Origin of the sequence: Marinomonas sp. MED121, from assembly GCF_000153025.1 — a bacterium.
Taxonomy (GTDB): Bacteria; Pseudomonadota; Gammaproteobacteria; order Pseudomonadales; family Marinomonadaceae; genus Marinomonas.
Genome location: NZ_CH672429.1, coordinates 933,701 through 945,879 on the forward strand (window position 1 = coordinate 933,701; position 12,179 = coordinate 945,879).

Consider the following 12,179-nt stretch of genomic DNA (forward strand, 5'->3'; position numbering starts at 1 on the left):
ATAGTTACACCGAAAAAACGAGTTTGTTTTTATCTAAATCTCTCACGTAAGCCGAGAACCTTGGCCCGCGATCACCGGGCTCACCTTCGCTGGTTCCACCAAGTTCAAGCGCTTTTTGATAAAGCCTAACCACTTCTTCTATCGAACCCACATTTAAACCTATCATGGTGCCATTACCATTGGTCGCAGGCTCTTCATTAAAAGGAATCGCTATGGCAAACGCAAAGTCCGCACCTTGCCAAAACGTCATTCTATCGGTTGCTAACACCTGATTAAGTTCTGTTTGTTCAAACAGTGAATCGTAGAAGTTGATTGCCGCTGCCATATTGTTGGTTCCAAGAACGCAGTAGTCCATTTTCATTATTGAATGCCCTAATGAGAGAGAGTGAGTGAATTAATCTTGATTAACAAAGTATAGAAATTCAGTATATCCACCCTCTACTGACACCTTATGTCAGCAGTCATTCAATCTAACTTTTCCAATAGTCTCTTTCCTTTCTCTCACCTGACTCTGGCAACCATTTATCCATGACACAACAGGCAGTGAGATCACCCGTTACATTTAAAGTGGTTCGGCACATATCCAATATTCTATCCACCCCCAGTATCAAGCCTATACCTGCAGCAGGGACTCCCACAGTGCCTAGCAAGGTGGCCAGTATCACTATGCCCACACCCGGTGTACTGGGCGCGCCGATAGACGCACCTATGGTGGTCAACATGAGTAATAAGAGCTCACTGGTTGTGATCTCGACACCAAAGGCCTGCACTAAAAAAATCGCTGCTATGGTTTGATACAAGGCAGTGCCATCCATATTAATGGTTGCTCCTAAAGGAATCACAAATTGCCCGACTGACGGCTTTACACCTAGGCTTTGCTCTGAGGTTTTAAGAGATAAAGGCATCACAGCGGCTGAACTTGAGGTGGAAAAAGCAAGAAGTTGTACCGAACGAATTCCCTTTGAAAAGCGCCAGACTGATCTTGATGCCACCAGCCTTATAATGAGTAAATAGAATACCCATAAAAACACTAGCCCAAGAATCACAGTCAGCACATAAATAGACATGCCTAATAACGCATCTACCCCTATGCGTATGGTGATTTCACACAAAAGGCCAAATACGGCTAAGGGCGCTAGCAACATGGCCCAACTTACCACTTGCATAGCAATGGCTTGAACACTGTCTAAGGCTTGTAGCAATACTTTGGACTTTTTAGGGGGCAAGGCCACCAGCGCAACCCCCATGATCATGGCGTACACCACAAGTTGAAGCATACTTTTGTCTAACGTCGCTTTTGTCATATTTGTGGGGATGAGGCCGCTGATTTTATCAGGCACTGAGGTATCTTTAAGTGTTGCAATGGGCACTCCTGCGTCTTCATCAGTGGCTATTTGGCCGCTGATTTGCTGTCCACCCATTTGATCCTGTATTTGACTCTGCATGTATTGCCCAGGTTCAATCCATAACACTAAACTCGCGCCAATGATGACAGCAACCGTGGTAGTGCTCACAAAGTAAGGGAAAATTCTTAAGCCAATTTTTTTGAGATATTCAGGGTCTCCCGCTGTGGCTATGCCTAACATGATAGAACTAAGAACAAGTGGTACCACCACCATTTGGATCAAAGCAAGGAAAACAGTACCCGGTAATTTTACCCATTGGGCAATGACAGCGGCAGTGTCAGCTTCTACCAAACCACCGCCTGATGGCGATAGCATTAAACCTAAAGTGACACCTAGAATCAGTGCGACAATGATTTGCATCCATAACTGATTTTTAAGCAGCATAGAGATCTGTTTAAGCTGATTATCAAAGGGTTGGTACCAAGGGGCTAAAGAAGTCATATTCGTTAAAACTCATCCATAATAATACGGACTTATTCTGAGTTTTTAAGCAAGGTATTCAAGCCCTAACAAGCCTAAACAAGGCACAGATCAAACTTTCTGACAGTGTTTACAAATCTCTATCACATAGAGCTAAAACTAAGCTAAGTTCAGCTTTGTTTACTGATTTATCATTCCATGTTTGAGTTTATCAAAAGAGATTTTCTGAGAGCTTTATCTAAAGTACTGATCATAAATTTTTTGCGTCTTACCCTCTGCCTCTAATCTGATTAGGGCACTTTCAAATTGATAAGCCTTTGAACTTGGGTCCAATATTCTAGGTAAATTAGCGATAGAAATAGCCTGTTCCGATTTAAAATCAGGGTTAGCCTTATCCTTAAAGTGAGGTGATCGGCGAGAAAAAGCTAAATAAACGCGCTTTTCACCACCACAGCAATCATGGTGCACTTTTGGCGCCCAATCATTCCCTGTGACAGTGTTCAAAGGACGTTGTTTAAGGTAATACAAAAACTCAGAATAATTAGCATAATAAAAGTCCCCTCTTTCCCTTTTTAAAAGACTGATCGCTTTTTCAAATCCCATATTGGGAATTTCATAAATTTGAATGCTTTCAATATCTTTATAGTGATTAATACTTCCAAGAGGTAATATGACGACTCGGCCTTTGAGTTGGGATAATTGTGAAATATCCGCCAAGGTTTCCCGTGAAATACCAACATTTTTTTTCATTATGCCAGTGGTAATAAAATAAACTGCATTAAGTCTCTTTTCTGAATAATTATAAGCAGGATAAAAATCAACTTTACCTGTCGAAAGGTCCGCTAATATCCGTTTTTTAGTCCTTCTTACAACCTGTAATTGGCAGTCAATTGCCTTGACAGCTTGGGAATATAAATCGAAATAGAACCCTCTATTATCGGGGCTAGCGGCCATAAAAGGCGACTTATCTTCTAGCCTATAACCCATGCTCATAATACATTGCCCTAATAGATTCTGGGAAAACACACTAAAGGCTATAAGTAAGATGCAAGTATGAAGGCGTCTTTTTGAATAACTCACTCTCTTATTCATCTAGCTCTTCTCCCAACGCGCTTGGATTCGCAAAGAAAATTTAATATCTCCTAAATAAAATGAGTGATATTAATCGCAGGTTCTTTAAATTATAGAAACTGAATGAGGAATCGCCCAACTTATATCAAGACAAAACGCTCATGCATAAGGGCTAAGGAAACTGCGATTAAGTCACCTCTTCTCAGTCTTATCAGAAAAGGTGTCAAACAAGGCGTCACTTTGACGTAATCTAGGTACCTTTCGAGAAGGGACAACACAGGATGACACTTTTTTCTGAAATGCCGTTTAGGTATTCTTCAAAGACGCGAAGGGCGTGGCCTTAAAGCCTTATCTGTAAGTTGAGAGTCTGATCAATAGAGTCACTATTAAGTTGCGACTCTCGCCTTAAATCTAAGGCGTTTTATCCACACGCTGAGGCGGGAGGACTTATTCGCAGCTTCCCTAAACCCATCGTCTAACGTGTTGCCGATAGGTTAATACCTCATCCCCAAATAATCTTTCTAAAGCCCGCTCTTCTGGTTCAATTTGAAAACGATTCATATACCAGATAAAAACCATACATAAAGACAAGGCGATCAAGTTCGCTAAAAAAATCCCCCACCCTAGCAAGCTCAATAAAAAGCCCACATACATGGGGTTGCGAGTATATTGATAAATACCAGAAGTGACCAAAGACGAGGAGGTGTTTGGCCTAGTTGGATTCACTGTTGTTTGCGCCTCTTTAAACGCTTTCACACCAGATATAGCAAAGCCTGCACCAATAATAAAAGCCAAGATCAACACCCCAACTCTAGTGGTAGAAGATAAGGATAATTGAACACTTGCTATATTCGCCTCAAGACTCACCCACCACATGAGCATAGCAAATATAATCACTAACAAAAGCGGTGGCACCTTCAATTCAAGCACAGACATCTAACTTCCTTAAGTGCGCTATGTTTATTCAGTATATAAGCAATAGTTAAAATAACACCTCTTCAAAATGCATTCATGTATTATGATAAGCTCGCTTTAAAATATTTTATAAGACAATCAGTTAATTACATTTTAAGACAGGGATAGGTTTTGAAATTGGATACCCTAAGCACTAAAGCGAATTTACCCCCAGCAAATGCCGATGATGTCCTCTCAACCCAATGGCTAAGCGTCATCATGCTCTGGTTAGCTGGGGTGTATGCGGCGATGCAGTTTGCAAAGTTTTCCACTTCATTTGATAGCTTATTAGCCCATTATCAAAGCAGCCCTTCAACCATCAGTATTGGGCTGTCTTCTGTTGGCATAATGGGGCTAATTTTTGGCACAGTAGCAGGTGTTTTAAGCGGTAAGTTAGGCCACAAAAAAGTCCTATTAGCCAGCTTGCTATTGGGCAGTAGCCTCTCCTTCTTACAGTCTTTTTTACCTGATATTGAATACTTGCTATTTAGCCGTATTTTAGAAGGTTTATCCCATCTTGGGGTCGTGGTTTCAGCGCCAACACTTATGATTTCTATTAGCGAGAAGCGCCATCAGGCAATTTGTATGGGCCTTTGGGGGACTTTTTTTGGAGTAGCTTTTGCCTTAATGGGATGGTTTGGTAACCAGCTATTACACATAGGCGGTTTAAGTCTGCTCTATCAAAGCCATGCTATCCTAATATTGCCTATTTTTATTTACTTAAGTTTGTATCTTAAGCCCTCTCAGCGCGATAACGTAAAAGAACAGACTCAAGCTAAGCAAGAAGCCTCAATCAATCAACTTGAGGTTATTCACGCTTTTATAAAAGATTTAGTCAGTTTATATAAGAATCCCACTAGCTTATTACCTGGCCTTGTTTTCCTATTTCATACCAGTATGTTTGTTTCTTTATTGACCTTTATTCCAAGGTTGAGTGAGGATCTAGACACTAAAAATCAGCTCTTTATTGTCTTGCCACTTGTTAGTATTGCAGGCACTTTTCTGGCGGGAGTGCTCGCTCAATATTGGTTTACTGCTCAGCGTGTCGGCACTTTAGCCTATGCTGGCGTGGCGTTTTTTAGTCTTCTTACCTTTATCAATATCGACTCTCCAACACATTTCTATGCTTTTGCTATTTGCCTATTAATTTTTTCAGGTTTAGTCGCAGGCTCAGCCTTTGCCATGATCCCAGTATTGGTAAAAGAGGCGAGTGAGCAAGCAAAAAGTAATGGAGCCATCGCTCAATTAGGTAATTTAGGTGCCAGCATAGGCCCCCCTGTGTTTGCCGCCACACTGGTTAGATTTGACAGCCTAGGCATGATGCTAGCCATTTTAGCCCTATGTTTCGCGGGAGGATGTATGACTCTCTATGCCAGTCGCTTTAACAATGAATAAGGCAGGTAAAAGTGAGTAAGAGATCAATCTTAAACTAGGTGCTATTCATTATAATGCTTGTTGATGAGGGTTGAGAGCGCACCATTGTCTCTTAAGATCTCAACGGCGCGTTTTAACAGTGGAATAGCCTCTTGATATTGGGATTGCTTAGACATATGCAACCACTGCTGTTTAGCGCCCAGCACATGAAAGCCACTTTTATCTAGGTAACTCACCTGCTCTAACTGCTCCAATTGATATTTAATGACTCTGTAGCTGCCTGCCAATGCATCTATACGACCCGCTAGTAACATATCAACGCCATGTTGATAATCATTAAGCTCCACTATGTGTAAACTGACATCATTATCGAATCGATAATTAAGTTTAGTGGCCCTTGTTTTTCCTATCGTTAAACCAGCTAAGTCCTCATAGTGTCGAACCTTAGTACCTTTAGCTCCCACCACTATGGTTTTTAATTCACGAATTAAGGCAACTTTAATCACCTTGTTGTCCCGTGATGCTGAAGAAAACCCTACAGCTAAGTCATACGAGCCAGCTTCAAGGCTGCCCCAAACCCTAGCAAAAGGTAATAGGTCCTTTTCTATACATTGGCCTGAAATTTGGCTAATTTGTGATAAAAAGTCCCAATGAACACCGGTTCGCATACCATTCTCTTTAACATAGCCTACGGGTTTGCTTTCAATAACGGCAGCTTTCATACAGTTGGCTTGCACAATAAAGGGAAGAAATAAGCAACAGAGAGTTAGAAAAAACTTCAAGAGAATACCTTCATGCATTAATTAGCGGCGACTGAATTAAGTTAAGTAACCTGCGAATAAAAGCCATTCTCCCTAGTAAACACCTTAAATAGAGTCTCTTAATAAATATCAGTGTTTAAAGCAAATCAATTCAAATTACCCAGACTAATAATAATTATAACCAAGCATTTCAAACTTAGGCATAGATCATTGTAACGATTGGAAAAGGAGAGTGAGGATAAGTCAAGGAACAATAAGCAGCAGAGTGTTTAGGCTTTAAAACGTAACAGTTTACCGCCTTTGCGTATCAAATCTTTAAGGTTTGTGTCTAAGCCTGCATGATTAAGCTGTGCTAGCAATAACTCAGCAGTAGCTTGGGCATCCCCAAGGGCATCGTGCCCCTGATAATCAGGTAAACCATAACGCTTGCGACACTCCCCTAAACGAAAGGCATCACTGGTTAACATATATTGTTTGCGCATTTGGGTATCACGCTCCATAGCAAGTGTATCTAACATGACCTGAGTTAATGGATTGAGTTTATGCGCTTGCCAAAGCTTTTCGAGAAAGGCTTGCTCTATGGGGGCATGGTGCACCACCAATACCTTATCCAATAACAATTGCCTTAAATAACGCATTGCAACACTGGGATTACGGCCAAGCTCACTGATATCCTGATCAGTAATCATATGGATAGCGACCGTCTTTTCATCTACAGGCCCATTATCTAATAGGATATGACGGGCACTTGAGAGCTTAATTGCGCCGTTTTTTATCAACACCCACCCTAAACTAATCACCCTGTCTTTTGTTGCATCTAGACCTGTTGTTTCCATATCCAGCACCAGATATTCATGGTTTATCCAAGCTTTATTATGTTGTTTATGACGGCCTATTTTTTGTTTTAAGCGCTGGCCCATATCCATTTGCTTTTGACGCCAGTGGGATAAAAGTGCAGACATGATCAGCCTAACCCCTTAGCAAATTTATTCTGTGCCACATCCTGCGCTTCCACTATGGTTTTAAAGGTTAGTTTTAAGTGCTTCCGCTCCAAAGGGCTCAAAGAAGAAGGATCTAGAAAAGCACTGGCAATCCCTGTTTTTTGCCAGCTCGCTTGCTGTGCTTCGAGTCTAAGGCTTGATAAATATTCCCAAGCATCTTGTAAATTGCGCACATAATCTTGGCTCAGCAAGCCCTCTTTCGCGATCCAGTCTAAACGCTTCAATGTGGAGACCTGATATTGGCTGGTTGCAAAGCTGTACAGCCGAGCCAAGTCATTAATTAACGCGAGCCCTTGATGCTTAAGATCAAGTTTGTTTTTGTGCTCTCCAGAATGCTCCAACACAAAGTCTCGAAAAAACCCTAATGGGGGGCGAGAAGAGATAGCATTACGGGTTAATGTCGCTAGAAAAATGCTGTTTTTCACTGCTTTTTCTTGCAGTAAATCTGTCAGTGCTTGCATGGCAACTTTAGGGCCATAAACACTTCGCATATCAAAGAAAATACTGGCATTTAACAGGGCTTGCGGCGAATTACTTTCCACCCAGTAGGATATTTTTTTCAGCCATTGTGTTTTTGTCAGACGACAATCAGGATTGCTCGACATAATATTACCCGGGCAAAAAGGAATACCGCATTCATTGAGTGCCTGACAGATAAAGTCAGATAGCATTTTAAAATACGCCATTTCCCTTTCATCACCGTCTCGTTCGAGCATCAGACCATTGTCTTGATCACTGCCAAGGGATTGCTCCTTTCGAGCTTGAGAACCAAACACCAAAAAATTAAATTGCATAGGCGGCTTACCTAGCTCAGAAATACCCAGCTCTATGATACGTCGGGTTAAATTATCTGTAATACTCGCCAATACTTCGCCCATATCTTGCGGGCTAATATCACCAGCCACCAAATTACTAATCAGCCTAGGTAAGCGTTGACACACCTCAGCTAGAGCGGCCACTGACTTTTGCCGGCTAATTTCTGACACCATTAACAAAGGGCTAGTTTGCTGGTTTCTCAAAATATCAGTCGCGGTAATAATGCCGACGGGGCGCTGTCTATCATCAACAATGGGTAAATGGTGAATATTACGCTCACTCATTAAAAGTTGTGCATGAATGCACAAGCTGGACTCATCTAAAAATGTCGGCGTCCGCGTCATAATAGTGGCGATAGGCATCAGCGGCGATAAACCCTTTGCAAGCACTCTTGAGCGAAGATCTCTGTCGGTAATAATGCCTATTAGGGTTTCGCCTTCTACCACTAGCAAGGAGCTCACCCTCGCCCCAGTCATTTGTAAGGCTGCCATATGAATACTGGTATCTGCTGTGGTTTGCACTAGCTGACGCGACATAATGTGATGCAAAGGTAGGGAGAGTTGCATAGCGGGATTGGCTCTATTTTGAGCATGCATATCTTGCGCTGACTCACCTTGTTTATCTTCAACCTGCGCCTGAGATGAAGATGAAGATGAAGATGATACAACCGACGCCAAGGGCGCTAAATCAGGTACAAGTGGTAAAGGCTCCCTGGCATTATTTTTCTGTAAGCTTTTAGAGAGTAGGCTTAGTCGCTTCACCCGGGTGTTGGCAAAAAATAAGGCAAAGTCTGTATTAGACTTGGTTAGGGCTAAAAAGCTCTCTTTATCCAGTCGAAACACCAAGCTATCTTCTAGCGCCACCACATACAGCCCTTCAGGGTTATTATCCAACACACTGGAAACCCCAAAGCACTCCCCGTCAGCAAGCTTATCCACCAACCCACCTTTTGCACATTGAATTTCAAATGCCCCACGGCGAATAATATGCAAATCATTTAAAGGCAAGACATTAGGCCCTTGCGCGCCCAAAGAAAGACTCTGACCCTGTCTGATATAAATCACATCTAAGGATTCTACCAGCCGTTTCAAGTCGGGCTTGGATAGGGTGTCAAAAGGCATGGTAGCCTGTAAAAACTTCACCACCTCTTGCACATCGATAGCAGACATCTCGCTCTCCTTAATTTGTCATCATCAAAGCATGTGCCCAAGGCTTTTTAAGTTCAATAGATTAAGACTAATGTCTAATTCGCTCCTATTAACCAAAAATAATAATTTCCATTACTTTTCAATAACTTAAAAGATTTCATATAACCATTTCTTATGTTTCAAAGACCCCCTTTATAAATCAATAAAAACTGAACAATATTTCAAGAAATAAGGCTTTATCGCCACTTAGCTTGTTTTACAAAAGATGAACTGCTAAATAACTTACAGGACTTTATTCAAGGAACACCTTATGTCACAACCTCACCTATTTATTACTGGCGCTAATCGCGGAATCGGGCTTGAAATGGTTAAACAATTTTCCAAGGATGGCTGGCGTGTCAGTGCTTGTTGCCGTAATCCGGAAAATGCCTTAGCGCTCACACAACTTGCCAATCAAAATAAAGACATTGCACTTTACACCCTTGATGTCACTGACTATCAGGCAGTGGCTCAATTAGCTAAATCCTTGCAGGATCAAAGCTTTGATTTACTCATTAACAATGCTGGTGTCTATGGCCCTAGAGGCTCTAGCTTGGACCATCTTGACCTTGATGCTTGGCGCCAAGTTTTTGAAACCAATACGATTGCCCCTTTAAAACTCGTACAAGCTTTTGCCCCCCATGTGGGTTCAAGTCAGGGCAAGAAAATTGCCATTTTAAGCAGTAAAATGGGCAGTATCAGTGATAATCAAAGCGGCGCAGCCTACATTTATCGCAGCACAAAAACCGCCCTTAATCAGGTCATTAAAAGCTTATCCATTGACCTTAGTCCACAGGATGTGAAAGTCATTGCATTACACCCCGGCTGGGTCAGAACCGATATGGGTGGCCCTAACGGATTAATCGATGTAGAAGAAAGTGTCACAGGGCTAAAGAAGGTTATGACATCCGATATTATGACTGGCCGTTTTTACAACTATGACGGTGCCGAAATTGCTTGGTAATCGTCCTTTTTAACGTGCGCAATGCCTCTTTTAGGGGTATTGCCCATCAAAATTTTCAGCTTGCCTTGTTAAGATTGAAAGCCTACAAATAAGTCCTTTTAGTGGCTTAATGATTGCGGACACCAACTTAGGTTATTTAATCTAAGATTCACGACTTGCTTCAGTAAGTTGCTCACTTCATCCCCCTTTTTTAAACCGCTTTTTCATTTTTCGATCTCAGCAAATGAGCTTTTAATATTGCCCTTGCGATTAACTGGTGAAAAGGCAAAAACCTGCTAGCTTTTGATGGGCTTAAGCTAAGGAAAGCGCATAAGTCATATGTTCATTTCTGATTCCTCAGTTTTCGCCAAAATAATAAACAGTACCTAAATCAATTAATTCGGCTTAGTTCACTAGATAAGGAAATTGTTATGGGAAATTTTGCTTCGACAGAAAACCTTCATCACGGCTATCCAACACCCGGTCCACAATCGCCTAGCGGCCAGAATGTAATGGATCACGTCTTCTTTCTTACCGAAGGCCAATGGAAAAACGCGCGAGAAAATGGACAGTATGACCTTGTGATCATAGGCACAGGTTTTTGCGCCTACGCCACCGCTGAACGAGCGTTAGAAAACGACCCTCACTGTCGAATTTTAATGCTTGAAAGAGGCCCTTTCTTTTTACCTGAACATTTTCAAAACCTGCCACTGCCTTTTGTGAATACCTTAGGCGGTTTATCTGAAACCTTCCCTTGGACCCTCTCTCAAGAAACCGCATCAGGTCGAGGTGGACCAGTGCGTTGGCAACACGGCATGGTGCCTTTTGTTGGGGGGAGATCCACCCTTTGGAGCGCCTGGTGTCCAAGACCGAATACAGATGAAATGAAAGGCTGGCCAAAAACAACCATAGCCACCGCAAAAGAATACTTCGCCAGTGCTGAAAAGCTCTTACGAGTACAAAATGCAGATCAAATTGATGCAAATCGCGACCCTCTTTTAACTCGACTAATCGGCCAGCAACGCCCCGTTTATGGTGAACTTCAGAACAAGGTTCAAACACTACTCAATAATGCGAATGAAACAGGCAGTATTCCGGGTGTGTATCGCACACAAGCGGCTCCCCTTGCTTGTGATGGAAAAGAAGTCGATGACATAGACTTTCAAAAATACTCTACCCCAGGCCCTTTATTAGAGCTTGTCAGCAAACAACAAGCCTTAGCAAAAGAAGGCAAAGGCAGCACCTTAGATATTGTCACTCAATGTGTTGTAGAAAGAATTTATAACCAAGATGGCACGGCTTCAGCACTGCAAACATCACGTGGTGTGATGCCAATTAATGGGGCTAAGTTAATCCTAGCCATGGGCACCTTGCCACCAACCACCTTGGTACAAAACTCTTTCCCTGAACTACAACATATTGGCGAGCGCTTCTCGGCACATTTTATCAGCGCCATTACCGCCAGAGTGCCTAAAGCAGATTTAGGTTTATGCTCTGATAACCCATTAGAAATGGGCGCCTGTTATGTGGCGGGGATTGGTAATAATTACGATCAACAATTTCACATTCAATTAACCTCTATCAGTAATCAAGACCCAGTTAAAAATGCAGGAACGGCCTTGCGTTATATGCCTGATGTAGTGTCCACAGCCTCTATGGCACAGCTTGAAAGCTCAGAAGATTATGTGGTCTTTGTTTGCGCCGTGTTAGGAGAGTTAGATTATGACAACAAGGAAAACTGGTTTAAGCACTATCAACAGGATTCCAATATAACCACCAACTCATTGTTACAAGTAGTTGAAAATTCAAGCGATTATGAAACCTGGAATGCGATGGACAAGGCCACCTTCAGCGTCTTAGAAGATGTGTTGTCACCTCAAGGTAAATCTCAAGTTCAATATTGGCATGGTGACCCAGATTCTGGTGAATGGGCAAGTTCACAACCCAGCACAGAGGAACGCCGAGTGGATGCACTAGTGCACGAGTCATCCACACTCTTTTTGGGAGAGCATGATGACGCCCCTGTTGATACTGATTACAAACTAAGAGGGACAAATAACGTCTATATCACAGGCGGTTGCCTCTGGCCTCAAGGTGGCTCATGGAACCCGACAATGACCATGGTGGCGCTCGCTCAGCATCTTGCGGATAACCTTATCAAAAAATAAGGGCGAATAGACAAGAATCAAACCCTAAAATTTAATAAGACCTAAACCAAGCTGGCCCTTTGAGATAAAGCGGCCAGC

Annotated in this window: 10 protein-coding genes; 3 read left to right on the forward strand and 7 right to left on the reverse strand. The window is 42.3% G+C overall.

Going from position 1 to position 12,179, the window contains the following annotated elements; genetic code table 11:
- Window positions 1–4: 4 nt before the first annotated feature.
- From MED121_RS04245 to MED121_RS04260, 4 genes are all read right to left on the reverse strand, one after another.
- Window positions 5–361 carry a VOC family protein gene (locus MED121_RS04245; RefSeq protein ID WP_036178693.1) on the reverse strand — a complete coding sequence of 119 codons (357 nt, stop codon included), beginning with the start codon at window positions 359–361 and terminating at the stop codon, window positions 5–7.
- A 109-nt stretch (window positions 362–470) separates the two neighbouring features.
- Entirely contained in the window at window positions 471–1,847 is a 1,377-nt protein-coding gene (locus MED121_RS04250) for a dicarboxylate/amino acid:cation symporter (RefSeq protein WP_009832378.1), read from the reverse strand.
- Window positions 1,848–2,060: 213 nt separating this feature from the next.
- Window positions 2,061–2,819, reverse strand: coding sequence for a transporter substrate-binding domain-containing protein (locus MED121_RS04255; protein ID WP_009832379.1), 759 nt, complete (start codon window positions 2,817–2,819; stop codon window positions 2,061–2,063).
- A 540-nt stretch (window positions 2,820–3,359) separates the two neighbouring features.
- Window positions 3,360–3,833: an isoprenylcysteine carboxylmethyltransferase family protein gene (locus MED121_RS04260; protein WP_009832380.1), complete on the reverse strand. Its 474-nt coding sequence runs from the start codon at window positions 3,831–3,833 to the stop codon at window positions 3,360–3,362.
- A 150-nt stretch (window positions 3,834–3,983) separates the two neighbouring features.
- Between MED121_RS04260 and MED121_RS04265 the strand changes: the two genes are divergently transcribed.
- Window positions 3,984–5,246 carry an MFS transporter gene (locus MED121_RS04265; RefSeq protein WP_131470971.1) on the forward strand — a complete coding sequence of 421 codons (1,263 nt, stop codon included), beginning with the start codon at window positions 3,984–3,986 and terminating at the stop codon, window positions 5,244–5,246.
- Between the two features lie 41 nt (window positions 5,247–5,287).
- Here the strand turns inward: MED121_RS04265 and MED121_RS04270 are convergent, their stop codons facing one another.
- The 3 genes from MED121_RS04270 to MED121_RS04280 form a co-directional block, all read right to left on the reverse strand.
- Window positions 5,288–5,947 carry an ABC transporter substrate-binding protein gene (locus tag MED121_RS04270; protein ID WP_165474607.1) on the reverse strand — a complete coding sequence of 220 codons (660 nt, stop codon included), beginning with the start codon at window positions 5,945–5,947 and terminating at the stop codon, window positions 5,288–5,290.
- 308 nt (window positions 5,948–6,255) lie between these two features.
- Window positions 6,256–6,948 carry a 3'-5' exonuclease gene (locus MED121_RS04275; protein WP_009832383.1) on the reverse strand — a complete coding sequence of 231 codons (693 nt, stop codon included), beginning with the start codon at window positions 6,946–6,948 and terminating at the stop codon, window positions 6,256–6,258.
- A gap of 2 nt (window positions 6,949–6,950) precedes the next feature.
- On the reverse strand, window positions 6,951–8,972 hold the full coding sequence (locus MED121_RS04280; protein ID WP_009832384.1) for a DUF294 nucleotidyltransferase-like domain-containing protein: 2,022 nt from the start codon (window positions 8,970–8,972) through the stop codon (window positions 6,951–6,953).
- Window positions 8,973–9,261: 289 nt separating this feature from the next.
- Between MED121_RS04280 and MED121_RS04285 the strand changes: the two genes are divergently transcribed.
- The gene (locus MED121_RS04285; RefSeq protein WP_009832385.1) at window positions 9,262–9,954 is read left to right on the forward strand and encodes an SDR family oxidoreductase; all 693 of its coding nucleotides are present in this window, start codon (window positions 9,262–9,264) and stop codon (window positions 9,952–9,954) included.
- A 410-nt stretch (window positions 9,955–10,364) separates the two neighbouring features.
- Window positions 10,365–12,101, forward strand: a complete 1,737-nt coding sequence (locus tag MED121_RS04290; RefSeq protein ID WP_036178696.1) for a GMC oxidoreductase — start codon at window positions 10,365–10,367, stop codon at window positions 12,099–12,101.
- The last annotated feature ends 78 nt before the right edge of the window (window positions 12,102–12,179 follow it).